Genomic DNA, 25,695 nt, shown 5'->3' with positions numbered 1-25,695 from the left:
TGCGCCAGCTGGAGCGGGCGGCGCGGGTCCGCAAATATAGCGAGAGCGGCAAAGAGGGAGACCTGAACGAAAAGATCGGCGCGCGGAACGACGACAAGGCCAAGGCCAAGCGGGCCGACAAGCGCAAGAATTTCCTGACGCTGGAGCAGTGGCAGGCGCTGCTGGACGACTTTCACGCCAGAAATTTCGACTATCAGGAACATTGGTGGGAACATCGGCACGAGCGCACCCGCAAGCTGCGCAAAAGCCGTCAGGTCGGCGCGACATGGTATTTCGCGCGCGAGGCGCTGGCCAAGGTGGCCGAGGCCGTGCTGCAGGGCATTGGCGCGGGTGCACTTGAAGAGGATGAGCGCCCGCGCAACCAGATATTCCTGTCGGCCTCGGAGCGCCAGGCGCTCAAGTTCCGGCGCGAGATTGTCGGGTGGGTGCGGCGCGTTACCGGGGTGGAGCTGACCGGCAAGATCATCATGCTCGATTTCGTCGGGCAGTATCCGGTCGATGACGAGGGCGAGGCCAGCGGCCCGTCGCTCGATCCGGTCGGTTTTTACTTTCTATCCACCAATAGCGCGACCGCACAGGGCGAGAGCGGTGATTTCTACTTTGACGAATATGCGTGGGTCCATGGTTTCGCGCAGCTGAGCAAAGTCGCCAGCGCGATGGCGACACACAAGATTTACAAGAGGACCTATTTTTCCACGCCATCGACCAAAGCCCATGAAAGCTATGCTTTCTGGTCAGGCGAGGAATGGAACAGGGGCCGTCCAAAGGGCCAGCAGCAGCCGTTCGACATCAGCCTGAAGAATCTGCGCAAGGGTGCGCGGATGCCCGATGGATCGTGGCAACAGATATTGACCATCCACGACGCGGCCGCCGGCGGCTTGGGCAAGCTCGTCGATGTCGACGAGCTGCGCCGCGACTACGGAGAGGATGCATTCCGCAACCTCTTCGAATGCGAAGATGTCGACGATAGCGAGAGCAGCTTTCCCTATGCCCGCATTGCGCCCGCGCGCGTCGACAGTTTTCTTAAATGGCGCGACTTCAAGCCCGCGCTGGTCGACATTCCCGGCGCGCGGCCCTTTGGCGAAAATCCCGTCTGGATTGGCTACGATCCCAACAAACAGGGTCGTGACGATGCCGCGCTGGTCGTGGTTGCGCCGCCCGATGATGTGGGCCGGGGCAAATTCCGCGTGCTCGAAAAATTCAGGCTCAATGACCGGGACTTTCAGGGGCAGGCCGATTTCATCAAGGATGTCGCCGCGCGCTACGAAGTCACCGACATCGCGATCGACACGTCGGGCAGCGGTCAGGCTGTGTTCGAGCTGGTGACCAACTGGTTTCCGACCGCGCGCAAGATCGAATATTCGGTGGCAAGCAAGACAGCGCTGGTCATCAAGGCACAAAGCATCTTCCGCGCCCAGCGGATCGAGTTCGACGCGGGCTGGACGGACCTGATGCAGGCGTTGATGGCGATCCGCCCGACGCTGACCGGCAGCCAGCGCGGCGTCACCTATACCGCAAAGCGCAACGGCGAGATCGGCCATGCCGACCTTGCCTGGGCGTTGCTGCACGCCCTTTCCAACGAACCACTCGACGCCGGTAGCGCCAGCGAAGGCGATGGCGGTTCGGTGACCTTCTTCGACTGACAGGAGCCAGATTGATGACCAAAGTTCCATCCACCGACGTGATCGAGCAGGTCGAAGCGGATGAAGTGCGCCTGAAGACGGGCGGCGACATGTTCAGTTTCGGCGATGCAGAGGGCGTCCTCGATCGCCGGGAGCTCGCCCAATATTTCGAGGTCTGGCACAATGGCCGCTGGTATGAGCCGCCCTTGCCAATGGGCAGGCTGGCCCAGACTTTCAACATGTCGCCCTATCATCGCAGCGCCGTCGCGCTGAAGGTCAATCTTCTGGTGTCGCAACAGGTGACTAGCCGGTGGCTGGACAGCGACACGTTCGAGCGCTTTGCGCTGGATTTCGTTCAGATGGGCAATGGCTATCTGGAGTGGGTGCCCAATATGGCGGGGCGCGTGGCGCAGGCGGCGCACAGCCCGGCTGTGCATACGCGGGTTGGGGTGAAGCCAGGCGTATTCTGGTTCGTCAACGGGCCGGTGGGCGGGATGCATGAATATGAGGCTGGGCGGATTTTCCACCTGCAGCAGCCCGATGTGGCGCAGGAAATCTATGGGATGCCGGAATGGCTGGCGGCTCTGCAATCGGGCCTGTTGAGCGAGAACGCGACCATCTTTCGCCGCCGCTATTATCTCAATGGCGCGCATGCCGGGTTCCTGCTCTATCTGAGCGAGCCGCTGGCAGATGTAAAAACCGCCGAAGCGATCAAGGAAAAGCTGCGCCAGGCCAAAGGCGTCGGCAACTTCAAAAACCTGTTCGTGCATATCCCCAAGGGCAAGAAGGACGGCATCCAGATCATGCCGATCGCCGACGTGACGGCGAAGGATGAATTCACCAATGTGAAGAATATCAGCCGCGACGATTTACTGGCTGGCCACAGGACACCGCCCCAGATGATCGGCGTGATCCCGCAGAATAATGGCGGCTTCGGCAAGATCAGCGAAACACGCGATGCCTATTATGAAATGGAGATCGTGCCGATCGCCCGCCGGATGCTGCGCATGAATGCATGGTTCGGGGTGAAGATACTGGCCTTTGCCGATTATGTGTGCGCCGACGGGGCCATAATCCGTCAGGTCGGGGACAGCTTCCAGAAGCTGCCCGCAGGCACGCGCTAGAGATTCCCCCGCCGTAAAAGGCGGGGGGCCGGGGCGCGGTAACGCCCCAAGCCCGACGATACTAGCTCGTCATGATCCCGTTCGGTCCCGCCACGGGACCACCCCGCCTGCCGACTCGGCGCGCGGACTCGTATGGAAACAATGACATGGAGTCGACTCTTCAAACTGGCCTCGATCCGGTGCAACCGGCGAAGCCACTGGCCCCCTATATCGGAGGCAAGCGCCAGCTTGCCGCCCGGCTCATCCGCCTGATCAACGATATCGATCATCAGACCTATGCCGAAGCTTTTGTCGGCATGGGCGGCGTGTTCCTGCGCCGCGATCGACGGCCGAAAAGCGAGGTGATCAACGACTGGTCGGAGGATGTTGCGACCTTCTTCCGGGTCATACAGCATCACTATGTGGCGTTTCTGGACATGATGCGGTTCCAGATCACGAGCCGGGCCAACTTCGAAAAGCTTCTGGCGCTGGAGCCTGCATCGTTGACCGACATGCAAAGATCGGCGCGGTTTCTCTACATCCAGCGGCTTGCCTTCGGCGGGAAGGTAGCGGGGCGTCACTTTGGCGTCGCGACCGAACGGCCATGGCGCTTCGACGTGACGCAGCTGGGCGCGATGATCGAAGCGGTGCACGAACGCATGGCAGGGGTGATCATCGAGCGACTCCCATGGGCGGACTTCATTGCCCGCTACGATCGGCCAGGCACACTCTTCTATTTTGATCCGCCCTATTACGGGTCAGAAGGCGACTATGGCCGCGCGCTGTTCGATCGCGGGCAGTTCGAGACCATGGCGGAGCAGCTGCGCTCGATTCGTGGGCGGTTCATCCTGTCGCTCAATGCCCATGTCGAGGTGCGGCGGATCTTCGCCGGGTTTGATTTCCGCACCGAAGAGCTGAGCTATACGGTCGGTGCGCGCGGGGCGACGGCTGCCCGCGAGGTCATCATTACAAACTGACAGGCGGCGGGGGCGGGAGCGAGGTTGCTCCTGCCCGATTGCCGCCCTGTGGGGCCGCCACAGGCCGCCTCGGGGCGTTGACGCGTCCCCACCCACCCACATCGACTGATCACGCCCCTGTGCCGCCCTGGGCGACTAGCAGCCTGCCGGATGCCTGCCGTCCGACCCCGCGCGCCGCGCTCACCCCCACGCCTCGCTTTCGGCTTCATCATCGATTTCCTTGCATCACAAGCGTTCTGCCCGCGCCTTGATGGCCGGGTCTGGCCGTCGCAGCGACCTAACATTCCTAATGTGGCCAGAAAACTGCCCTCGAACCCGCAGAAAACCGCCATTTAAGGGATTAGGTCTGCGACATAATATGACCTAATATTATTGGTCACCAATCCTTATCCCTTTGTATTTGCTACATAATTTTGTCGGTGGATATTACATTAGATAGACATAATCTCATTATATAAATGTTATGTTTTTGTTATGTGCTAAGTATCTGAAAAGACGTCCATGTTAGGAATGTTAGGTGTTTGCGACGTATACCCAGCACTTATAGCATGCTGACGCATTGCCGCGCATTTTTCCGCTAGCCTCAGGTTGAAGCCTAATCGCCATGGTGCGGGAGGGGATGCTTGCAGATCCTTGCGAACGGGATGAGAATGCCGTTGTCGCTCGGCCGCTAAGCTGGCGGCCTAATCTAAGCCGTCAAACGTGAAAGCGGCGGATCGGATGATCCAAGCGGTAGCGTTCCTCCGCTACCATTTTCCAGACATTTATCCTTCGTGAGCGCCCAGTTGCAGCGTCGCTGTGTCGATCGCCGCTGGATTGTCGCGATTGCCGGGAGGACGCGCTGGTCAAGCCGGATGACCGATCGGGTGAATCGGGTTGCGCGGGAGGCCGCGGATCGTTGCGTGATTTGCTATTTGCCGTCGCCTGCCCTACATGGGCGATGCTACAGTCGCAAATCGACGGTCTTCGGCGCTTTGCGGCACCTACTTCCTTCTTTCCCTGCCCCTTAGCAACCCGGCGCGTCCACACGGGGTTCGCCGCACAGAAAGAAGGAATACCACATGAGCAGCATCACTGGCGTCGTCAAATTCTTCAACGCCGACAAGGGCTATGGCTTCATCGCCCCCGACAATGGCGGCGCAGACGCATTCGTTCACATCAGCGCCGTCGAGCGCGCTGGCCTGGCTACCCTGCGTGAAAAGGACCGCGTGTCCTATGACCTGGAGCAGGACAAGCGCGGCAAGATGGCTGCGGTGAACATCGCCCACGCTGAATAATTCAGACGGCCCGGATCGGGCGCGGGGGTCTTCCTTCGCGCCCGGCCCATTCATCCTTTGACATCAAGGAGAGCCAAATGGCCGTTACCGACTATCATAGCCTCGCCGCGCAAGCCCGCTCCGATGCTGACGCCGCGACGCTTGCCAATGTCCGTGACCGCTGCCTTCGCGCCGAAGCCGCCTGGCTGGCCATGGCCAAACGTCAGGATCTGACCGACACGGCCCGCGCCCGTCGGGAAGCCGCCGCTGCCGACGCCCGCGCCGAACGGCTGTCCGACGAGGCCGAGTAACTTTCCCGCTCTCTTTGTTGTCCGCCCCGCCGGAACCCATGGCGTCGCCGCCCGTTGATCGGCCGACATCTTGGACACCAACAAAGGAGCCACTCCATGATCCGCACCCTGATTTTCGGCGCTATCGCCGGCTATGTCGGCAAGAAGCTGTATGACGACGGCAAGCTTGACCAGTTCCGCGACGATCTCGTCGCCCGCTACAATCAGGCCAAGGCCGACCTGTCCGACCAGCGCGTCGCCGACAGCAAGCCGGTGACGCAGGTGAACCACAACACCAGTCCGCTGGTCTCGTGATGCGCAAACCTCTCCTGGCCATAGCCATGGTCGCGATGCTGCCGCTGGGCGCTTGCGTATCGGATGGTGGCGGAAACCGCGGCTATGGTTATGATCGCCCCGGTGATCGCCGCGGCCCGCCCCGTTACCAGCGCCGTCCGATCCGCGATGACGAACAGATCTACCGTGATCGCGATGGCCGCTACTACTGCAAGCGCGACGACGGCACGACCGGCACGATAGTCGGTGCGATTGCCGGCGGCGTGTTGGGCAATGTCATTGCTCCGGGCGGTTCCAAGACGCTCGGCACGATCCTTGGCGGCGGCGCAGGCGCCCTTGCCGGACGGGCCATCGATCGGAACGACGTAAGCTGCGAATAACATCAAAAAGGGCGCGGGATTTTCCACCCGCGCCCTTTTTTTCATTGGCGTTTGCCTGATTACAGCTTGCCGGTCAGTTCCGGCACCACCTTGAAGAGATCACCAACCAGGCCGATGTCAGCCACCTGGAAGATCGGCGCATCTTCATCCTTGTTGATCGCGATGATGGTCTTGCTGTCCTTCATGCCGGCCAGATGCTGGATCGCGCCGGAAATGCCGACCGCGACATAGACTTCCGGGGCGACGATCTTGCCGGTCTGCCCGACCTGATAGTCGTTGGGCACATAGCCTGCATCGACCGCCGCGCGCGACGCGCCGACAGCCGCGCCCAGCTTGTCCGCCAGCGGGAAGATAACTTCCTCGAACGTCGGCCCATCCTTGAGCGCGCGGCCACCCGACACGATGATCTTGGCGCTGGTCAGTTCAGGACGCTCCAGCTTGGCGATTTCCGCACCCACGAAGGACGACATGCCCTTGTCGCCAGTCGAGCTCACGGCTTCCACCGTTCCCGATCCGCCATCCCGCGACGCCTTGTCGAACGCCGTGCCACGCACGGTTATCACCTTCTTGGCGTCCTTCGACTTGACCGTCGCGATCGCGTTGCCCGCATAGATCGGCCGGGTGAACGTGTCTTCGCTCTCGACCGACAATATGTCGCTGATCTGCATGACGTCGAGCAGAGCGGCGACGCGCGGCGCGATATTCTTGCCGTTGCTGGTGGCGGGCGCAACGAAGGCATCATGATGCCCCATCAGTTCCACGATCAGCGGTGCGACATTTTCGGGGAGTGCATGGCCAAAGGCCGCGTCATCAGCGACATGAACCTTGCCAACGCCCGCAATCTTCGCAGCCTCATCAGCAACCGCGCTGACGCCTTCGCCAGCGACCAGCAAATGCACTTCGCCCAGCTTTGCCGCTGCCGTGACGGCGGAAAGCGTGGCATCCTTGACGGCACCGCCGTCATGTTCGACCCAAACGAGCGTTTTCATGCGGCAACTCCCATAGCCTTGAGCTTGGCAACCAGTTCATCGACATCGGCGACCTTGACGCCCGCGGTGCGCTTGGGCGGTTCGACGACCTTGAGCGTTTCCAGCCGTGCGCCGATGTCGACGCCATAATCGGCCGGTGTTTTCTGGGCGAGGGGCTTGCTCTTCGCCTTCATGATGTTGGGCAGCGAGGCATAGCGCGGCTCGTTCAGACGCAGGTCGGTGGTGACGATCGCGGGGGTGGACAGCTTGACCGTCTCCAGCCCGCCATCGACTTCGCGGGTCACCGACACGCTGTCGCCTTCAACCTCTACCTTCGATGCAAAAGTGCCCTGCGGCAGGTTCAGCAGCGCCGCCAGCATCTGGCCGGTCTGGTTGCTGTCATCGTCGATCGCCTGCTTGCCCAGAATGATCAGGCCAGCGCCTTCCTCTTCCTGCACCTTGGCGAGCAGCTTGGCCACGCCCAGCGGCTCGACCTCGTCATCGGTCTGGATCAGGATCGCCCGGTCGGCGCCCATGGCCAGAGACGTGCGCAGCGTTTCCTGCGCCTTGGCAACGCCGATCGATACCGCGATCACCTCCGTCGCCACGCCCTTTTCCTTCAGACGGATGGCTTCTTCGACCGCGATCTCGTCAAACGGATTCATGCTCATCTTGACGTTCGCCAGATCAACACCCGTCCCGTCCGCCTTGACGCGCGGTTTTACGTTATAGTCGATCACCCGCTTCACGGGGACAAGGATCTTCATTTCAACATCCTCCATTATAAATGCCAACACGGGCGCGGGCAGCCCGAAACCGGACTACCCGCACCCAAATGGTGTCAGTTCAGGTGAAAAGCGGCCTCAGGCTGCCTTCCTCACTTCTGCGACGATCTTGCGTGCTGCGTCGCCCAGATCGTCCGCCGGGACGATGGCCAGGCCCGAAGCCGCGAGAATGTCCTTGCCCTGCTGCACATTGGTACCTTCCAGGCGAACCACCAGCGGGACCGACAGGTCAACTTCCTTGGCTGCGGCCACGATACCATCGGCGATGATGTCGCACTTCATGATGCCGCCGAAAATGTTGACCAGGATACCCTTGACCGCCGGGTCCTTCAGAATGATCTTGAACGCTGCGGTCACCTTTTCCTTCGAAGCGCCGCCGCCGACGTCCAGGAAGTTGGCGGGAAATTCGCCGTTCAGCTTGATGATGTCCATCGTCGCCATCGCCAGGCCAGCGCCGTTGACCATGCAGCCGATATTGCCGTCCAGCTTGATATAGGCGAGGTCATATTCGGATGCTTCGACTTCGGCCGCATCTTCCTCGGTCAGGTCGCGCAGTTCGGCGATGTCCTTGTGACGGAACATGGCGTTGCCATCGAAACCGACCTTGGCATCGAGCACCAGCAGGTTACCCTGCTTGGTCAGCGCCAGCGGATTGACTTCGATCTGTTCGGCATCGGTGTCCAGGAAGGCGGCATAGAGCGAGCCTGCGACCTTGGACGCCTGCTTGGCCAGATCACCGGTCAGGCCCAGCGCGGCAGCCACCGAACGGCCATGATGCGGCATGAAGCCGGTCGCCGGATCGACGGAGAAGCTGTGGATCTTTTCAGGGGTCGAATGGGCGACTTCCTCAATATCCATGCCGCCTTCGGTCGATACGACGAACGCGATCCGGCTGCTGGCGCGATCGACCAGCAGGGCAAGGTAGAATTCCTTGTCGATGTCGGCGCCGTCGGTGATGTAGAGGCGGTTGACCTGCTTGCCCGCGTCGCCGGTCTGGATCGTCACCAGCGTATTGCCCAGCATGTCGGCCGAGTGCGCCTTGACCTCATCCAGATTGAAGGCGAGGCGAACGCCGCCCTTGGCTTCGGCGGGCAGTTCCTTGAACTTGCCCTTGCCGCGGCCACCGGCATGGATCTGCGACTTTACGACATAAAGCGGTCCGGGCAGCTTCTTGGCGGCCTCGACAGCTTCCTCGACCGAGAAAGCGGCATAACCGGCGGCGATCGGCGCGCCATATTTCGCGAGCAGTTCCTTCGCCTGATATTCATGAATATTCATGGAGCGTGCCGTCCTTTTCCATCGAACCGTGATGGCGACGGCTAAAGCACAGACAGGATTGCAGGGCCAGAGTGATTTCGCAAAACGACTTTGCAAAATTGCAAAACCTTTGCGAAGCGTCAGCGCGGATTATTGCAAAATAACGCCTAGAGAGCGCAGTTGATCGCTGCCTTGCTGGTGACCAGAAAAATCTCCGGATCCTCCAGCGCGCGCACCTTATAGAGGAACCGATCCACGCTCATTTCGCCCATGTGAGACTTGCGGAGCGATGCGAGCGACTGAAGCCGGCGCAACTGCGTCAGGCTGAGCCGGTCGACCATGCGTTCGGCCATGCAGCCCGCCATCCGGGGCGACAATCCGGCTTCCACCAGTCCGCCGCGCAGACGTGATTCGGGCGAAACAGTAGCACAGGACGCCAGCAAGGATGCGGTGAGAGCGCAGGCAAGCGCGCGAAAAGCGATGGCTGTCATGCGCGCTTCATGGCAACTAGCGCCTGAACGCAGCATAAATGCACGCCGCGCGGCGTGCCAAGGAATAGAGCATGATGGACAGATTTTTCGCCGCCCTGTCGCACCGGGTCGCCAGCTGGGCCGGACAACCATTGGCCTTCATTCTGGCAAGCGCCGTCGTGCTGGTCTGGGTCGCCACGGGTCCGATCTTCAATTATTCCGACACTTGGCAACTGGTCATCAATACCGGCACCACCATCGTCACATTCCTGATGGTGTTCCTGATCCAGAATGCGCAAAATCGGGACGGATCAGCAATCCAGGCAAAGCTGGACGAATTGATCCGCGCCGTGGACAATGCGCGCAACGATTTTATCGGCATCGAACATCTGACCGAAGCCGAATTGCAGCGGATCAAGGCCGTGCTGGAAAAGGAATGTGGCGACGACGCGACCCATCATCTCGCGATCGAGCGATTGCTTGAGCGTCGCTGACGTCCGCACCATCAATGGGCGCGGACGATCAGCCTTTCATTTTCCTGCCGATAGGCATCGACCTGTTCGATGTAGCGCTGCGCCATATCTTCATAGGCGGTGCGCCCTTCGCGTGAAGGGCTGGCCTGCGCCTTGATCAGCGACATCTGCTGACGGTGCAGCAGATAATTGATGTCCGTCTCCATACTCATATTCGCCCTCCTCCGGTATCGCGACTAGAAGAATTGGTCGATTATTGGCGGCATGGCGCGACGCGCGCAGCCATGCAGCGAGTATGGGTATAGCACAGGAACATCGGCTTGGCGAACCGACCTAGCGCAGCGATGGCGCAGCCCAACGCAACAGGGCATAGCCACCAAGAGCCGAGGCGATCGACCCCATCAAGATGCCGCCCTTGGCCTCCTCGACCAGCAGCGCCGATCCGGGGAAGGCAAGCGCGCCGATAAACAGGCTCATGGTAAAGCCAATCCCGCACAGCATCGCCATGCCATAGATCTGCGCCCAGTTCGCACCGTTCGGCCGTTCCGCTATGCCCAGTCGCGCCGCGGCCCAGACGCTGCCAAATATGCCGAGCTGCTTGCCCAGAAACAGGCCCAGCGCCACGCCCATCGGCAAGGGGTCCAGCAGTGCGCTGAACACCTGGGCGTTCAACGCCAGCCCGGCATTGGCAAAGCCGAACAGCGGTACGATCAGATAGGCGCTCCAGGGATGGACGGCATGTTCCAGCTTGTGCAGCGGGCTGTCCTCCGCGTCGGGCGCGCCCGGCGTGCAGCGGATCGGAACCGTCATGGCCGCCAGGACGCCAGCGACCGTCGCATGAACGCCCGACAGCAGCATCAAATACCACAACAGCACGAAACCGATGAGATAGGGGATCAGCGACTTCACCCCTGCCCGGTTCAACCCGAACATCACGACCAGCACCGCCGCCGCCCCGGCAAGCGCGGCCATATCGAGACCCTGCGTATAGATCAGGGCGATGATCGCCACCGCGCCCATATCATCAACGATCGCCACCGCCGTCAGGAACAGCTTGAGGGAGGCGGGCGCGCGATTACCCAGCAGCGCCAGCACGCCGATCGCAAAGGCAATGTCGGTCGCGGCGGGGATCGCCCAGCCATTGGCCAGTTCCGGCTGTCCACCTGTTACCAAGAGGTAGACGAGCGCTGGCACGACCATGCCCGCAACGGCGGCGATGATCGGCAGCCGCCGCCGCTCCCACGTCGACAGCCCGCCATCCAGAAACTCCCGCTTGATCTCCAGTCCGACGAGCAGGAAGAAAATCGCCATCAGCCCATCGTTGATCCACAGATGAACGGTCATCGGCCCCAGCTTCGGGGTCAGTTCCGGTCCAAGCTGCGCATGGATCAGGTCGTGATAGAGATGACCGCCACCCGGCAGATTGGCCAGAACCATGGCCAGCGTCGCCGCGATCATCAGCAACACAGCGCTGCCCGCCTGACTGGCAAGGAATTCGCGTAATACTGATGGGCGTGGCTTTGTCATTCTTTCGATCTTCCTGTTTTTTTGCCTCCCTTTTGCGCAATTTGCGCAAAAGACTTGGAAGCGGCTGACACCAATGCCATCCTCTCCCCTGTCGAGGCATGGGGGTCAAGGCTTTGGGGGACATTTTGGTCGCTGGCCTTGCGCTCCTTCATCATGAAATCCTGTTATTTGCCGCCGTTGGACTGGCCATCGGCGGTGTGGACGATTTTCTGATCGACCTGCTGTTTCTGGCGCGCAAGGCATGGCGCGATCTGTTCATATATGGTCGCCATGACCGTATGACGACGGCAACCCTGCCACCATCGCCCAATCCCGGCCGGATCGCCATTTTCGTTCCAGCCTGGCGCGAAGCGGACGTGATCGGACCGATGCTGCGCCATGCGTTGGGGCGCTGGGGCGATGCGGATTATCGCATTTTCGTCGGCGCCTATCCCAACGACCCCGCGACGATCGACGCCATCGCCGCCGTTGCGCAGGGCGATCCGCGCATCCTGCTGGGCATCACCCCCCATCCCGGTCCCACGACCAAGGCCGATTGCCTCAATCTTCTGTGGCAGGCGATGCTGGACGAAGAGACGCGCGAAGGATTCCGTTACAAGGCGATAGTGCTCCACGATGCAGAGGATGTCGTCCATGCCGATGAGATTCGCCTGTTCGACGTGATGATCGACCGGTTCCAACTGGTGCAATTGCCCGTGCTGCCGCTGCCGGGCCAAGGCAACTGGCTCTCCCGCGCCATCGCCAATCACTATTGCGACGAGTTCGCAGAAAGCCATGGGAAATATCTGACCATCCGCGAGGCGCTGGGCGCGTCCGTGCCGTCCGCCGGGGTCGCCTGCGCGTTCGAGCGGGACACGCTCGCAGCGCTCGCCCGCGATCCAGGCCATGGTCCGTTCGATCCGTCATCGCTGACGGAGGATTATGAAGCCGGCTTGCGGATTCGCGACAATGGCGGGCGCGGCATATTCGTCCGGATGCGCGACGCAGACGGCGAACTGGTTGCGACCCGCGAATATTTTCCGGACACGATCGACAGCGCCGTCAGACAGAAAGCCCGCTGGATCGTGGGCATTTCTCTGGCGGGATGGGACCGGATGGGTTGGCGCGGCGGCCCGTTCGAATGGTGGATGCGCCTGCGCGATCGGCGCGCGGCCCTGTCCGCCTTTGTCCTGTTCGCCGCCTATCTGACGATCGCTCTATGGGGGATGCTCTGGCTCATCAGCCTCGTCCTGCCAATCCCGCCGCGTCCGCTGACACCCATGATCGTGGCCCTCCTGTGGATCAATGTCGGGCTGATGAGTTGGCGCGGTCTGATGCGCGTGCTGTTCGTGGGACAGGCCTATGGCTGGCGTCACGGCCTTGGTGCAGTACCGCGCACCTTCATCGCCAATCTCATCGCCATACTCGCGGCGCGGCGCGCCATCTTCCAATATGTGCGGTCCTTGCTGGGCCGTCCGCTTGCCTGGGACAAGACCCAGCATCGCTTTCCCGACATGCAGTCCGATCCATGATCGCAACCGCCAGTGGCCGTCCACTCCGTTTCTTTGGGTTCTTGATGGTCGGCTGGATCGCAATCCGGCTGTGGAACCAGCCGGAACCACCCCTGCCATTGATAGCCCACCAGAAACTCGCGGCATCGGCAGCCACGCGCCTGCCAGCGTCGCAACCCACAAGGTCGGGAAATGCCACCGAAATGAGCTTTCCTTTGCCGCTCAGGCCGTGGCCAGCCCAATTGGCCTCCCTTGTGTCCCCGGCCGTCCCGATCACGACAAATGCCCGTCTCCACTCAGCCGGTCCAATCCCGACCCAAGCGCACGTCCAAGACGCCATGCCGGTCGACCTGCTGAATTTCATCGCCTTTTCCATAGCCTTTGCCAACCGCCACTATGCGAGCGATTCGGATGCTAATTACGGCACTCCCTCCCCCGCGCCGCTGTTGCGCTCGGCGTCGACGCGGCCGGATCGCTGGCATGGCAGCGCATGGATACTGTGGCGGGACAATGGCACGTCACCGACCGATGCCGCCCTTGGTCGGCTGGGCGCGTCGCAGGCTGGCCTGCGCGTCGATTATGACCTGACCCCTTCCGCCCCGATCCGCACCGTCGCCTATGCCCGCGCGACCAGTGCGCTCCAGCGCCCGTCTGCCCCGGAAGCGGCGATCGGCCTTTCGATCCAGCCCGCGCGTACCGTCCCAGTCAGCCTGGCCGTCGAACGCCGGATCGCGCTGGACAAGCGGGCGCGCAACGCGATGGCGATCATGGCCGTGGGCGGCTTTGGCCCCACACGGATCGGCGGCGGGCTGGAGGCGGAAGCCTATGCGCAGGCAGGCATGGTCGGGCTGAACCAGCGCGACGCTTTCATCGACGGCAAACTCTCACTGCTAGCCCCGATCGACACGACAAAGCTGCGAATCGGTGCGGCCCTGTCCGGCGGAGCGCAGCCGGGCGTCGAGCGGATCGACATTGGCCCGGAAATGCAGATCCGATTGCCATTGCCCAACATCCCCGCCCGCATCGCGGTCGAATGGCGGGAACGCATTGCCGGTCGCGCCGCGCCCTCGTCCGGCCTTGCGATCACCCTGGCTGCGGATTTTTGACGCTGGGCGCATCGCGCGCTTTCACTCGACACATTTTGCCACTACCCCGGTCGGGCCATGGATCTTTACCTGCCCATCGCCAATCTTTCGGTGAACGCGCTGGTCATTGTTGGCCTGGGCGGGATCGTGGGTCTGCTGTCGGGCATGTTCGGCGTCGGCGGCGGCTTTCTGACGACGCCGCTGCTCATTTTTTACGGCATCCCCCCCACCGTCGCCGCCGCATCCGCCGCGTCGCAGGTGACCGGGGCCAGCGTATCGGGTGTTTTCACCCATATATCTCGCGGCACTGTCGATTTTCGCATGGGCGGCGTTCTGATCGCTGGCGGCGTGGTCGGCGCCGGGCTTGGCGTGCTGATCTTTCGCCTGCTGCAATATCTTGGGCAGATCGATACGGTCATCGGCATCCTCTATGTGCTGATGCTGGGCGGCATCGGCCTGTTGATGGCCAAGGAATCGATTCAGGCGCTGATCGCGCTCAAGACCGGCAGGCGTCCGCAGGCGCGCAAACGGCGGCACCACCCGCTCGTCGCGGCGCTGCCGATGCGCTGGCGCTTCTATCGCTCCGGCCTCTATATCTCGCCACTCGCCCCGCTGCTTCTGGGGATGGCGACCGGCATCCTGACGATGCTGCTGGGCGTGGGCGGCGGTTTCATCCTTGTCCCGGCCATGCTCTATCTGCTGGGCATGACCACCCAGTCCGTGGTGGGCACATCGCTGTTCCAGATCCTGTTCGTCACCATGGCGACGACGATGATGCACGCAATGACGACCAAGGCCGTCGATCTGGTGCTGGCGATGCTGCTGCTGATCGGCAGCGTCACGGGCGCGCAGGTCGGCACGCGGCTGTCGATGACGATCCGGCCCGAATATCTGCGCGTGTTGCTCGCGCTGATCGTGTTGCTGGTCGCTGCGCGCATGGCGCTGGGACTGGGCTGGCGGCCCGATGAAATCTTCACGATTGAGTTGAACTGATGCGGAGGCGTGACCTTTGGCGGCTGGCGCCGGTCCTGTTGCTCGGCGCGGCCGCTGCGCCGCAACTGGTGCCAGATGTGTCGCAGCGCGACATCGAGATCCAGTATAGTTTCACCGGCGCTGACCTGCTGCTGTTCGGCGCGATCGTCTATCCCGATGGCAACCGCCCGGAAAAGCCCGCCGATATCGTCGTGGTGCTCAAGGGGCCGGAACAGTCGATCACCATGCGCGAAAAGCAGAAGGTGGCCGGCATCTGGGTCAATGCCGATCGCGCCAGCTTCCGGTCAGCGCCCAGTTTCTACGCGATGGCATCGTCCCGCCCGATCGACCGCATCGTCGACGAACGTACCGCCGCGATATATGAACTGGGCGTCGACAAGCTGCAATTGTCGCCATCTTCGCTCAACGACAGCGCGGAACTCAGCCGGTTCCAGGAAGGGCTGGTCGATCTGCGCGAACGATCCGGCCTCTTCGTCGAACGGCCCGGCACGGTCGAAATCAGTGACGGCGTGCTGTACCGGGCGCGCCTGCCGCTATCGGCGCGCGTGATCGTGGGCGATTATACTGCGGAGACCTTTCTGGTGCAGGACGGGCGCGTGGTCGCCGCCGCCGTCCGTGACATTACCGTGCGCAAATCCGGCTTTGAACAGTTCATGGCCGTTGCGGCGGAGAAATGGTCCTTCCTTTACGGACTGACCGCCATTGCGCTGGCAGTCGGCATGGGCTGGGCCGCGGGGGCCATCGCCCGGCGCGTCTGACGACGCTGGCCATCGCCTCTCATCCTTTGGCATGATCCAATTGCGCGGGCGCCTTTTGTCAGACTAGAAGCCGATCAGGGGGAGCAAAAACATGACCGACGACGCGCAGCACCGGGACGATCCTTTCACGACGCTTCAACTGCGCGATCATCCCCTGCGCGCGCCCCTGTCGCAGGAAATGCATGTGCGCACCATGCCCCGGCTGTCCGCCCCGGCCCGCCTGCTGCAATTCGTCCTGCTGGTGGATGAGGGCGAAGCGCGTGAGAGCAGCGGGGCGCTGGCCGCGCTGCTCGCGGCCCATGGCGTCACCGCCGATACTGGCGACCGCTTCCTGACCTGCCGCCTTGGCATGCTCGAATTTTCCTGCGAACGTCACACCGAATTCATGACGTACAGCTTTATCGCGGACGGCGATGGCGACCCTTTCGACCTGACGCCCTTTGCCGCGACGGCACAGTGGATCGCTGGCCTGCCGGGGCGGATCATCCGATCGACCCAGATCGCGCTGGTCAGGACGCCCCCATCCGACGCCATGATCGCCAGCCATTTTGCGACCGATGACCTCATCATTTCCGACGTGGCGCAGGGCCGCGCCCGCATCTGGAGCGACTTTCGCCTGCACGCCAATGGCTTTGGTCGCCTGTTGATCCGCGACAACGGGCTGGCCGGTGCGGAGCCATCGCAGTTGATTCAGCGGCTTCAGGAACTGGGCAATTATCGCAAGATGGCGCTGCTGGGCCTGCCCGAAGCGCAGCGGGCGACGCCGGTCGTCACCGCGCTGGAGCAGCGGCTGACCAATATCACGGCGCGCGTCGCGGAAAAGGACGCGGACGCCGACAGCGTGCTGGCGCAACTGTCCGCGCTCAGTGCCGAACTGGCGCAGATCGTCGCCCACACCCGTTATCGCATGAGCGCGACGCACGCCTATGCCGAACTCTGCTTCGACCGCATCCGGCGGCTCGACATGGCGACGGTGCGCGGGTTCCGATCGCTCGACGATTTTACCGAACGGCGGCTGCTCCCGGCCATGCGTACCTGCGACGCCTTCACCCGGCGGCTGGAGGATCTGTCGCAACGCACCGCCTGGACCAGCGCCATGCTTCGTACGCGCGTCGACACCGCGCTGGCGCGGCGCAATCGCGATTTGCTGGCGTCGATGGACCGGCGCACCGGCCTGCAACTGCGCTTGCAGCATACGGTCGAGGGACTGTCGGTCGTCGCGATCAGCTATTATGCGCTGGGCCTGTGGCATCATCTTGAAGCAGCGCTGGAACGCCAGGGCGCGCATCTGCCCGGCTGGATCGACATCGCGCTGTTGCCGGCCACATTGGTGACAGTATGGCTGGGCGTCCGGCAGATCAGGAAGGTGAAGCGTCCGCCCGCGCGTGGCGAGGCTGCACCGCACTGACAGTCCTTCGATCATCCGGCGATGATCTCCGCAAACATGGCCGGATCGACATTGCTGCCCGACATGACGACAACGCTCGCACCATCGCATGGCGGTGCGAGGCCCGCGAGCATCGCCGCCAGCGCCACCGCGCCACCCGGTTCGACCACCAGCTTGAGCGTCGAAAAGGCAAAGCGCATCGCATCGCGCACCTGATCGTCGCTGACGGTCAGCCCAGCGGTCACCAATGCGCGCATAATCGGCAGGGTCAATGCGCCGGGGCTGGGCGAGAGCAAGGCGTCGCAAATGGAGCGCGCACCGGGTGCGACCTGTTCGCGCATGCCACTGATCAGCGACCGGGCGGTATCGTCAAAATCGCTCGGCTCGACGCTGTAGATGGCGGTGGCAGGCGACTGCGCCTTCACGCCGGTCGCGATCCCGGCGGTCAGCCCACCACCGCCGCAACACACCAATATCTGGCCGACCGACGCGCCCGCCGCATCCGCCTGCGCCAATATTTCCAGTCCGGCTGTCCCCTGCCCTGCGATGATATGAGGATCATCGAAGGAGGGCACGATCGTCGCGCCCCGATCATTCGCCAATTGGGTCGCTATCGCTTCGCGGCTCTCGCGAAGGCGGTCATAGGTCACGACGTCTGCGCCCAGCGAGCGGGTGTTGGCCAGCTTGATCGCGGGCGCGTCCACGGGCATCACGATGGTCGCGGGGATGCCCAGCAGCCGGGCGGCTGCGGCCACGCCCTGCGCATGATTGCCCGATGACCAGGCAACGACGCCAGCGGCACGTTCTACCGCATTCAGCCGGGCCAGCCGGTTATAGGCCCCGCGAAATTTGAACGATCCGGTATGCTGTGCGCCCTCGAACTTCAGGAAAACCCGGCGGCCAGCCAATGCGTTGAGTGCCGCATTTTCAAGCAAGGGCGTGATGATGGCGGCGGGCGCGATGATGCGGGCGGCATCGGTAACGTCGTGGGCGGTGATGGCGAAAGATGCGTTGGACATGGACTGATACCCCTATTGCTGCCGATCTAGTGCGGCAGGGCCGACCGGAGAAGGGCCATTGCCGCCAGACTGGAGCCGGGGACCAACGGGAAAAGCCGGACTTCGCTGCTGCGCGAAATCCGGCTTTTCGGGAATATTGGTGGAGCCTAGCGGGATCGAACCGCTGACCTCGTCATTGCGAACGACGCGCTCTCCCAGCTGAGCTAAGGCCCCGATGTGCGCGGCTATAGGCGAGGGAAATCGGGCTGGCAACGGTCTTTTGCGCAAAATATTGGCCATGGCTCACCCGATCATCGCTCAGGCCGTCGCCTTTTTGAGCAGCGCCATGCGCAGGCATTGGCAGGTGATTTCGTCGCGCTGGTTGATCAGGCGATGGGTGAAAGTGACGATTCCCGCGTCCGGGCGGGACCGGCTTTCCTTCAGGTCCGTGACTTCGGATTCGCAGCGCATGGTGTCGCCGATGAATACCGGCCTTGGCATGACGAGCTTGTCATAGCCCAGGTTCGCGACCAGCGTGCCGAGCGTCGTGTCGCCCACCGACAGGCCGATCATCAGCGCGAAGGTGAAGGTGCCGTTGACGAGAATCTGGCCAAATTCCGAGGCTTTGGCGGCTTCCGCGTCGAGGTGGAGCGGCTGGGAATTATGGGTCATCGTCGTGAAGAGGAGATTGTCCGTCTCCGTCACGGTGCGGCGGATGTCATGAGCGATTCTGTCGCCGATGGTCCACTGGTCGAAATAGCGTCCGGCCATTTTTGCCCCCTTTTTGGGTCTAACTTTTCGATCTTCGCCCGTATGATCGATGGGATTTAATCGAAAGTTTAGTGATTACAGTTGGTTATAGCAGATGGAAGTTCGGTAGGACAGCGGGCTGCCCGTCTCTCTGCCCAATAGGACATACGGCCCGTTCGTTTCGAGCGAAGTCGAGAAACGGCGCGCATGGGTTTCTCGACTTCGCTCGAAACGAACGGCGGGAGGGCGTGATGCGCGCCTTACCCTTCCGCCTTCTCGATCTTTGCCAGCAGCACGCCTTCGCTCACCTGCCCGCCTTCGCTGGCGTTGAGTTCGGCCACCGTGCCGTCGAAGGGGGCGATGAGGCTGTGTTCCATCTTCATGGCTTCCAGCGTCAGCAGTTTCTGGCCCTTGACCACCGCGTCGCCCGCCGCGACCGACACGGAAATGATGCGGCCCGGCATCGGCGAGAGGATCGCGCCGTCGGAAGCTGAATTGCCGCCCGCGCCTTCATGGCGGCAAGCCGAGATGACGAAGCTGGCCCCAGCTTCAAAATAGGTGGTTTCCCGACCATCGCTGACAATTGTTCGCGCGTAATCATGCCACAATGCCTTTTCGCCTACCAAAACCTCGGTAGCGACCCCGTCGACCAGCAGACGCACCGAAGGATTCGCAGGGGCATTCAGACGGAAGCCAAAGCATGTCTTGGTCAATTCATATTTTGGGCTTCCATAAGAATCGGGCATATGGTCGCTGCTGAAGGCGAGATCATCGGCCGCATATTGTAGCAAAGCGCTGGAAGGCACAGGCGGCGCGCAGAGCGTATCAATATGATCGCCAATGAAGGCGGTGGTTACTGTGCCCTCCTCGAACATTGGCTCGGCCAGCAATCGCCGAAGGAACCAGGCGTTTGTCCTGACCGGTTCGCATTCTACCGCTCCGCAGGCCGTTCGGAGGTCGGTGAGAGCTTCAGCTCTGTTCTGACCCCAGCTAACAATTTTGGCGATCATCGGGTCATAGAAGGGCGAGATGACGTCGCCCTCCTCCACGCCCGTTTCGATACGCTCGTTTGACGGCAATGTCAGATGATCAAGCTGCCCGGTCGATGGCAAAAAACCGGTTGCCGGATTTTCAGCATAGAGCCGCGCTTCCATGGCGTGGCCGTTGATGCTCAGTTCCTCCTGCCGCTTCGGCAGCGGTTCGCCCGATGCTACGCGGAGTTGCCATTCGACCAGATCGACGCCGGTGATTTCCTCGGTCACGGGATGTTCGACCTGAAGCCGGGTGTTCATTTCCATGAACCAGATACGGTCGGCGCGCAGGCCTTCCGATCCGTCGGCGATGAATTCGATCGTGCCTGCGCCGACATAGTCGACCGCCTTGGCGGCGCGGACGGCGGCGGAGCAGATGGCTTCGCGGGTGGCGGCGTCCATGCCGGGTGCCGGGGCTTCCTCGATCACCTTCTGGTGGCGGCGCTGGAGCGAGCAGTCGCGTTCGAACAGGTGGACGACATTGCCATGCGTGTCGCCGAACACCTGCACCTCGATATGGCGGGGGTTGGTGACCCATTTTTCGAGCAGGACATGATCGTTGCCAAAGCTGGACGCCGCTTCGCGCTGGCAGGAGGCGAGCGCGTCGGCGAAATCGGCGGGACTGTCGACCTTGCGCATCCCCTTGCCACCGCCGCCCGCGACCGCCTTTATGAGGACGGGGTAGCCGATGGCGTCGGCCTGCGCGGCCAGATGAGCGGGGGACTGATCCGCGCCCAGATAGCCGGGCGTGGTGGGGACGCCGGCGTCCTGCATCAATTGCTTGGCCGCGTCCTTGAGGCCCATGGCGGTGATGGAGGACGGGTTGGGACCGACCCAGATCAGCCCCGCGTCGATGACAGCCTGCGCAAATTCGGCATTTTCGGACAGGAAGCCGTAGCCGGGGTGGATCGCCTGCGCCCCGGTCTGGAGCGCGGCGGCGATGATCCGGTCACCCAGCAGATAGGATTCGCGCACCGGGGCCGGGCCGATATGGACGGCTTCGTCGGCGGAGCGGACGTGGAGCGCCTGCGCGTCGGCGTCGGAGTAAACGGCGACCGTGCGGATACCCATCGCACGCGCGGTGCGGATGATGCGGCAGGCGATTTCGCCGCGATTGGCGATGAGGAGGGATTCAAGCACAGGGATCTCCCAATCCGTCATGCTGAACTTGTTTCAGCATCCATTTGGCGGCAGGCTCGGTGCTGCGATGGAAAAGCAACCGTGCGTCTATATTCTGAGTAGAGCGCCCTATGGGACGCTTTACATCGGTGTGACATCCGACCTTCTCGGTCGGCTTTATCAACACCGTACCGGCAGTTGTCCGGGCTTCACGAGCCGGTACAATGTCCATCATCTGGTACGCTTCGAGATGTTCGGCGATATGGAGGGTGCAATCCTGCGGGAAAAGCAGCTCAAGCGCTGGCATCGCCAATGGAAGATCAACCTGATCGAGAGCGACAATCCGCATTGGGCGGACCTTGCGTCTTCGATCGGGCTTCCGCCTTTGCTGCCCAATGGATGCTGAAACAAGTTCAGCATGACGGCTGAGTTTGGCCACCCCCATCACATCCGGAACACGCCGAATTGCGCCCTCTCAGCCACCGGCGCGTTCAGCGTCGCGGCGAAGGCCAGGCCCAGTACGTCGCGGGTTTGCGCAGGGTCGATAATGCCATCGTCCCACAGCCGCGCGGTGGCGTAGTAGGGATTGCCTTCCTCTTCATATTTCTGGCGGACCGGCGCCTTGAAGGCTTCGGCTTCCTCCGGCGACCATTTGTCTGCGTCGCGGTGGACGGTGGCGAGGACGGACGCGGCCTGTTCGCCGCCCATCACGCTGATGCGGGCATTGGGCCAGGTGAAGAGGAAACGGGGCTGATAGGCGCGGCCGCACATGCCGTAATTGCCCGCGCCAAAACTGCCGCCGATCAGCACGGTGATTTTGGGCACCTGCGCGGTGGCGACGGCGGTGACGAGTTTCGCGCCATGTTTGGCGATCCCCTCCGCCTCATATTTGCCGCCGACCATGAAGCCGGAAATATTCTGGAGGAAGAGCAAGGGTATCCGCCGCTGGCAGGCGAGTTCGATGAAATGCGCGCCCTTTTGCGCGCTTTCGCTGAACAGGACGCCGTTATTGGCGAGGATGGCGACGGGCATGCCCCAGATATGGGCGAAACCACAGACGAGCGTGGTGCCATAGAGCGGCTTGAATTCATGAAATTCGGAGGCGTCGACGATGCGGGCGATGACTTCGCGTACATCATAGGGCGCGCGGACATCATCGGGGATGATGCCGTAAAGATCGCTCGCGTCATATTTGGGCGGGCGGGGTTCGCGCAGATTGAGGTCCGGCTTGCGGTCGGGTTGCAGGGTCGAAACAATGTCGCGGACGATGGTGAGCGCATGATCGTCATTGTCGGCAACATGATCGACCACGCCCGATTTGCGACCATGGAGGTCACCACCGCCCAGATCTTCCGCAGAGATGACTTCGCCGGTCGCCGCCTGCACCAGCGGCGGGCCGGCGAGGAAGATCGTGCCCTGGTTGCGGACGATGACGGTTTCGTCGGACATGGCGGGAACATAGGCGCCGCCCGCCGTACAACTGCCCATGACGCAGGCGATCTGGGGAATGCCCTGCGCCGACAGGTTCGCCTGGTTATAGAAGATGCGGCCGAAATGGTCGCGATCAGGAAACACTTCAGCCTGATTGGGCAGGTTCGCGCCGCCGCTGTCGACCAGATAGATGCAGGGCAGCCGGTTTTCGAGCGCGATTTCCTGCGCACGCAGATGCTTCTTCACGGTGACGGGATAATAGGTGCCGCCCTTCACCGTGGCGTCGTTGCAGCCGATCATGACTTGCCGACCGGCGACGCGGCCAATGCCGGCGATCAGGCCCGCGCCGGGGACATCATCGCCATAGAGGCCGTTGGCGGCAAGCTGGCCGATTTCCAGGAAAGGCGAACCGGGATCGAGCAGCCGCTCGACGCGGTCGCGGGGGAGGAGTTTACCGCGCGCTGTGTGCTTGTCGCGGGCGCTGGCGGACCCGCCCGCTGCGGCCGCCGCAACCTTGGCGCGCAATTCCTGCGCCAGCGCGCGGTTATGCGCGGCGTTGTTGCGGAAGGCTTCGCTGTCGGGGAACAATTTGGTGTCGAGGACCGGCGCGCTCATGCCCTTGCGCTCCCGCGCCCGGTGGTGGCAGTGCGGTTCCCCCTGCCCTGTTCGAGGCCGTTCATGCCCACCATCGCTCTCCTTGTCATTTCAAACCTCTTCATGACCGTCGCCTGGTATTGGCACCTGAAAGGCGGAATGACCAAGCCGCTCGTTGTGGTCATCCTGATCAGCTGGGGCATCGCGCTGGTCGAATATTGTTTTGCGGTCCCTGCCAATCGCATCGGATTTGCCCATGGCTGGTCCGCAGGGCAGCTCAAGATCGCGCAGGAGGCCATCGCGCTGCTGATCTTCGGCGGGTTCATGGTGACGGTGCTGGGCGAACCGCTGCACTGGCGCCATTTCGCCGCCTTCGCCTGCATCATGGCGGGGGTCGCGTTCCTGTTCGTGGGCAAGAACTGATCCGTCAAACCAACCTCCGTTCGAAACAAACGGACGAGGTTGTCACAGCATGACCCGACCATATTCTATGCCCCGACCAGCTCTCGCCCGATCAGCATGCGGCGGATTTCATTGGTGCCTGCGCCAATGTCGAGCAGCTTGGCATCGCGCATGAAGCGTTCGACCGGCCAGTCCTTGGTATAGCCCGCGCCGCCCAGCGCCTGCACCGCTTCAAGCGCGACCTTCACCGCATTTTCGCTGGCCAGCAGGATCGCGCCCGCCGCGTCGTAGCGGGTGGTGCGGCCTGCGTCGCAAGCTTTGGCGACGGCATAGACATAGGCGCGGGCGCTGTTGAGGGCGACATACATGTCGGCGATCTTGGCCTGCATCAGCTGGAACGCGCCGATCGGCTTGCCGAACTGCTGACGTTCGCGGACATAGGGCAGCACGACGTCGAGGCAGGCCTGCATGACGCCAAGCTGGATGCCCGCCAGCACGGTGCGTTCATAGTCCAGCCCCGACATCAGCACACCCGCCCCCCCGTTCAGCGGACCCATGATATTCTCTTCGGGCACTTCACAATCGTCGAACACCAGTTCGGCGGTGGGCGATCCGCGCATGCCGACCTTGTCGATCTTTTGCCCGATCGAAAAGCCGGGCATGGATTTTTCGATGAGGAAGGTGGTGATCCCCTTCGTGCCGTCCCCGGTGCGGGCATAGACGACCAGCGTGTCGGCTTCGGCCGCGTTGGTGATCCAATATTTGGTGCCGTTCAAGACGTAGCGGTCGCCCTTTTTGTCGGCGCGCAGCTTCATCGCCATCACGTCAGAACCGGCCCCCGCTTCCGACATGGCGAGCGAACCGACATGCTCGCCCGAAATAAGCCTGGGGAGGTAGCGTGCCTTCTGTTCGGCATTGCCCCAGCGGCGGATTTGGTTGACGCAGAGGTTGGAGTGCGCGCCATAGCTCAGCCCTATGGACGCCGACGCGCGGGCAACTTCCTCCTGCGCGACGACATGCTCCAGATAGCCCAGGCCCAGGCCGCCATCGGCCTCTTCCACCGTAATGCCGTGCAGGCCCAGTTCGCCCATTTCCGGCCACAGCGCGCGCGGGAACCAGTCCTCCGCATCGATCCGGGTGGCCAGAGGGGCGATGCGGTCATTGGCGAAGCGGCGGCTGCTGTCGCGGATCATGTCCGCAGTCTCACCCAGGGCGAAATCGAAATCGGTCATTGGCGTCTCTCCATTACCCCTATCCTAGCGCCAGCGCGCCCAAGAGAAAAATTGAAAGGACAGTGCTTAGTGTATAGTTTCTGTCTATGATCGAACGCTATCTGCTGCGCTATTTCCTGGCCGTGGTCGACCAGGGCAATTTTTCCCGCGCGGCGGCGCATTGCCATGTGTCGCAGCCGACCCTGTCCGTGGGCATCGCGAAACTGGAACAGACGGTCGGCGCGCCGCTGTTCCTGCGCAGCAACCAGCGGGTCGAACTGACCGAGGCCGGCGCGCGGCTACTGGGTCATGCACGGCGGATCGAGCGGGAATTCAACCTGGCCGAACAGGCGGGTGCCCGGACGACGCAGGGCGCGCCGCTGCGGATCGGCCTGTTGACCAGCATCCCCGGCGCCCTGGTGGCACAGGCCGTGGCCGCTTGCAGCCCCGGCGACGCGCAGGCGCTGGAACTGGTGCCGGGGACGGAGCGCGAACTGCTGGCGCGGCTGGATGCGGAGCGGATCGACGTTGCGCTGACGGTGGTGCGCGACGGGGTGGATCGCTATGCCGCGCGACCGATCATGCAGGAAGGCTATGGACTGGCCCTGCCCTCCAGCCACAATCTGGCCGGCCGGGCGCGTATCGCGGCGGAGGAACTGGCAGGCGAGGTGATGATCGTGCGGCGACATTGCGAGGCGCTGTCGGCCACCAGCCGCTATTTCGTCGATCGTGGCGTGCGTCCGCATTTCGCCTTTCGCGCGACCAACGACGAGCGAGTGATGCAGATGGTTGCGGTGGGCCTGGGCGTGACAGTCATGCCAATGGCCTATAGCTGGCCGGGCATGGTGCGCGCTGCGCTGGCCGATTTTGGCGCACGACGCACGATCGGCCTGTTGTTCAGCGCGCGCGCACAGGGGTTAAGCCAAGCGATGCCGCCCATCCTGACGGCGCTGGAAGCGATTGTTGCTGAAAAGCCACATTCCCCAAAAGACAGGTAATGGGGCCGATTGTATGACAATATCGACCATGCTAATTGTATTCCTG

General features: G+C 62.5%; 27 protein-coding genes and 1 tRNA gene. 16 read left to right on the top strand and 12 right to left on the bottom strand.

Annotation, left to right across the window (positions count from 1 at the left end):
• From IWY39_RS17475 to IWY39_RS17445, 7 genes are all read left to right on the top strand, one after another.
• Window positions 1–1,643, top strand: a 1,643-nt coding sequence (locus IWY39_RS17475; protein ID WP_196871625.1) for a terminase large subunit domain-containing protein, incomplete at its 5' end; no start/stop codon positions are given.
• A 14-nt stretch (window positions 1,644–1,657) separates the two neighbouring features.
• Window positions 1,658–2,746, top strand: a complete 1,089-nt coding sequence (locus tag IWY39_RS17470; RefSeq protein WP_231377540.1) for a phage portal protein — start codon at window positions 1,658–1,660, stop codon at window positions 2,744–2,746.
• A gap of 146 nt (window positions 2,747–2,892) precedes the next feature.
• Window positions 2,893–3,702, top strand: a complete 810-nt coding sequence (locus tag IWY39_RS17465) for a DNA adenine methylase (protein WP_196871624.1) — start codon at window positions 2,893–2,895, stop codon at window positions 3,700–3,702.
• 1,061 nt (window positions 3,703–4,763) lie between these two features.
• A complete protein-coding gene (locus IWY39_RS17460; protein WP_006948571.1) occupies window positions 4,764–4,979 on the top strand; it encodes a cold-shock protein in 216 nt (71 codons plus the stop codon).
• A 77-nt stretch (window positions 4,980–5,056) separates the two neighbouring features.
• Complete coding sequence (locus tag IWY39_RS17455; RefSeq protein WP_107123614.1) at window positions 5,057–5,269, top strand: hypothetical protein; 213 nt, start codon at window positions 5,057–5,059, stop codon at window positions 5,267–5,269.
• Between the two features lie 96 nt (window positions 5,270–5,365).
• Window positions 5,366–5,563, top strand: a complete 198-nt coding sequence (locus IWY39_RS17450) for a hypothetical protein (protein ID WP_017181335.1) — start codon at window positions 5,366–5,368, stop codon at window positions 5,561–5,563.
• Window positions 5,563–5,922 carry a glycine zipper 2TM domain-containing protein gene (locus tag IWY39_RS17445; RefSeq protein WP_017181336.1) on the top strand — a complete coding sequence of 120 codons (360 nt, stop codon included), beginning with the start codon at window positions 5,563–5,565 and terminating at the stop codon, window positions 5,920–5,922. The genes IWY39_RS17450 and IWY39_RS17445 overlap by 1 nt, the downstream gene beginning before the upstream one ends.
• Before the next feature lie 59 nt (window positions 5,923–5,981).
• Here IWY39_RS17445 and IWY39_RS17440 read toward each other — a convergent pair whose 3' ends face one another.
• From IWY39_RS17440 to IWY39_RS17425, 4 genes are all read right to left on the bottom strand, one after another.
• Window positions 5,982–6,911 (bottom strand): electron transfer flavoprotein subunit alpha/FixB family protein, encoded by a 930-nt coding sequence (locus IWY39_RS17440; protein ID WP_107123615.1) that lies wholly within the window; start codon window positions 6,909–6,911, stop codon window positions 5,982–5,984.
• Window positions 6,908–7,657 carry an electron transfer flavoprotein subunit beta/FixA family protein gene (locus IWY39_RS17435; RefSeq protein ID WP_026002082.1) on the bottom strand — a complete coding sequence of 250 codons (750 nt, stop codon included), beginning with the start codon at window positions 7,655–7,657 and terminating at the stop codon, window positions 6,908–6,910. Before IWY39_RS17435 ends, IWY39_RS17440 begins: the two co-directional genes overlap by 4 nt.
• A 96-nt stretch (window positions 7,658–7,753) precedes the next feature.
• Window positions 7,754–8,953, bottom strand: a complete 1,200-nt coding sequence (gene sucC, locus IWY39_RS17430) for an ADP-forming succinate--CoA ligase subunit beta (RefSeq protein ID WP_017181339.1) — start codon at window positions 8,951–8,953, stop codon at window positions 7,754–7,756.
• A gap of 146 nt (window positions 8,954–9,099) precedes the next feature.
• Entirely contained in the window at window positions 9,100–9,423 is a 324-nt protein-coding gene (locus tag IWY39_RS17425; RefSeq protein ID WP_107123616.1) for a hypothetical protein, read from the bottom strand.
• Window positions 9,424–9,497: 74 nt separating this feature from the next.
• On the opposite strand from IWY39_RS17425, the gene IWY39_RS17420 reads away from it, so the two are divergent.
• On the top strand, window positions 9,498–9,896 hold the full coding sequence (locus tag IWY39_RS17420) for a low affinity iron permease family protein (RefSeq protein WP_026002083.1): 399 nt from the start codon (window positions 9,498–9,500) through the stop codon (window positions 9,894–9,896).
• 11 nt (window positions 9,897–9,907) lie between these two features.
• On the opposite strand, the gene IWY39_RS17415 is transcribed toward IWY39_RS17420, so the two are convergent.
• Together IWY39_RS17415 and nhaA are read right to left on the bottom strand one after the other, a co-directional pair.
• Complete coding sequence (locus IWY39_RS17415) at window positions 9,908–10,087, bottom strand: hypothetical protein (RefSeq protein WP_130754494.1); 180 nt, start codon at window positions 10,085–10,087, stop codon at window positions 9,908–9,910.
• A 121-nt stretch (window positions 10,088–10,208) separates the two neighbouring features.
• Window positions 10,209–11,402 (bottom strand): Na+/H+ antiporter NhaA, encoded by a 1,194-nt coding sequence (nhaA, locus tag IWY39_RS17410; RefSeq protein WP_107123617.1) that lies wholly within the window; start codon window positions 11,400–11,402, stop codon window positions 10,209–10,211.
• A 98-nt stretch (window positions 11,403–11,500) separates the two neighbouring features.
• Here nhaA and IWY39_RS17405 point away from each other — a divergent pair, with 98 nt between their 5' ends.
• The 5 genes from IWY39_RS17405 (at window position 11,501) to IWY39_RS17385 (ending at window position 17,136) form a co-directional block, all read left to right on the top strand.
• Complete coding sequence (locus tag IWY39_RS17405; protein ID WP_107123618.1) at window positions 11,501–12,913, top strand: glycosyl transferase family protein; 1,413 nt, start codon at window positions 11,501–11,503, stop codon at window positions 12,911–12,913.
• Between the two features lie 317 nt (window positions 12,914–13,230).
• Window positions 13,231–13,998, top strand: a complete 768-nt coding sequence (locus tag IWY39_RS17400) for a hypothetical protein (protein WP_229380572.1) — start codon at window positions 13,231–13,233, stop codon at window positions 13,996–13,998.
• A gap of 57 nt (window positions 13,999–14,055) precedes the next feature.
• Complete coding sequence (locus IWY39_RS17395) at window positions 14,056–14,970, top strand: sulfite exporter TauE/SafE family protein (RefSeq protein ID WP_017182574.1); 915 nt, start codon at window positions 14,056–14,058, stop codon at window positions 14,968–14,970.
• A complete protein-coding gene (locus IWY39_RS17390; RefSeq protein WP_019053788.1) occupies window positions 14,970–15,728 on the top strand; it encodes a TIGR02186 family protein in 759 nt (252 codons plus the stop codon). The genes IWY39_RS17395 and IWY39_RS17390 overlap by 1 nt, the downstream gene beginning before the upstream one ends.
• A gap of 91 nt (window positions 15,729–15,819) precedes the next feature.
• Window positions 15,820–17,136 carry a DUF3422 domain-containing protein gene (locus IWY39_RS17385; RefSeq protein ID WP_107123620.1) on the top strand — a complete coding sequence of 439 codons (1,317 nt, stop codon included), beginning with the start codon at window positions 15,820–15,822 and terminating at the stop codon, window positions 17,134–17,136.
• Between the two features lie 11 nt (window positions 17,137–17,147).
• Here IWY39_RS17385 and IWY39_RS17380 read toward each other — a convergent pair whose 3' ends face one another.
• The 4 genes from IWY39_RS17380 to IWY39_RS17365 all read right to left on the bottom strand — a co-directional run bounded on the left by IWY39_RS17380 (window position 17,148) and on the right by IWY39_RS17365 (window position 21,034).
• Window positions 17,148–18,134: a threonine ammonia-lyase gene (locus tag IWY39_RS17380; protein ID WP_107123621.1), complete on the bottom strand. Its 987-nt coding sequence runs from the start codon at window positions 18,132–18,134 to the stop codon at window positions 17,148–17,150.
• Window positions 18,135–18,271: 137 nt separating this feature from the next.
• A tRNA-Ala gene (locus IWY39_RS17375) sits at window positions 18,272–18,347 on the bottom strand.
• Window positions 18,348–18,431: 84 nt separating this feature from the next.
• Window positions 18,432–18,884, bottom strand: a complete 453-nt coding sequence (locus tag IWY39_RS17370) for a MaoC family dehydratase (RefSeq protein WP_107123622.1) — start codon at window positions 18,882–18,884, stop codon at window positions 18,432–18,434.
• A gap of 239 nt (window positions 18,885–19,123) precedes the next feature.
• Complete coding sequence (locus tag IWY39_RS17365) at window positions 19,124–21,034, bottom strand: acetyl/propionyl/methylcrotonyl-CoA carboxylase subunit alpha (protein ID WP_107123761.1); 1,911 nt, start codon at window positions 21,032–21,034, stop codon at window positions 19,124–19,126.
• A gap of 67 nt (window positions 21,035–21,101) precedes the next feature.
• On the opposite strand from IWY39_RS17365, the gene IWY39_RS17360 reads away from it, so the two are divergent.
• Window positions 21,102–21,419, top strand: coding sequence for a GIY-YIG nuclease family protein (locus IWY39_RS17360; RefSeq protein WP_107123762.1), 318 nt, complete (start codon window positions 21,102–21,104; stop codon window positions 21,417–21,419).
• 38 nt (window positions 21,420–21,457) lie between these two features.
• Here IWY39_RS17360 and IWY39_RS17355 read toward each other — a convergent pair whose 3' ends face one another.
• Window positions 21,458–23,059, bottom strand: a complete 1,602-nt coding sequence (locus IWY39_RS17355) for a carboxyl transferase domain-containing protein (protein ID WP_107123623.1) — start codon at window positions 23,057–23,059, stop codon at window positions 21,458–21,460.
• A 63-nt stretch (window positions 23,060–23,122) separates the two neighbouring features.
• Here IWY39_RS17355 and IWY39_RS17350 point away from each other — a divergent pair, with 63 nt between their 5' ends.
• The gene (locus IWY39_RS17350; RefSeq protein WP_017182566.1) at window positions 23,123–23,461 is read left to right on the top strand and encodes a DMT family protein; all 339 of its coding nucleotides are present in this window, start codon (window positions 23,123–23,125) and stop codon (window positions 23,459–23,461) included.
• A gap of 65 nt (window positions 23,462–23,526) precedes the next feature.
• Here IWY39_RS17350 and IWY39_RS17345 read toward each other — a convergent pair whose 3' ends face one another.
• Window positions 23,527–24,672, bottom strand: coding sequence for an acyl-CoA dehydrogenase family protein (locus IWY39_RS17345; protein ID WP_107123624.1), 1,146 nt, complete (start codon window positions 24,670–24,672; stop codon window positions 23,527–23,529).
• Between the two features lie 86 nt (window positions 24,673–24,758).
• Here IWY39_RS17345 and IWY39_RS17340 point away from each other — a divergent pair, with 86 nt between their 5' ends.
• Window positions 24,759–25,649: a LysR family transcriptional regulator gene (locus tag IWY39_RS17340; protein WP_107123625.1), complete on the top strand. Its 891-nt coding sequence runs from the start codon at window positions 24,759–24,761 to the stop codon at window positions 25,647–25,649.
• Window positions 25,650–25,695 lie beyond the last annotated feature (46 nt).

Source organism: Sphingobium sp. JAI105, assembly GCF_015752145.1.
GTDB lineage: Bacteria > Pseudomonadota > Alphaproteobacteria > Sphingomonadales > Sphingomonadaceae > Sphingobium > Sphingobium xenophagum.
The sequence above is the reverse complement of the archived record's forward strand: the minus strand, read 5'-3'. Positions and strand labels throughout refer to the sequence as shown.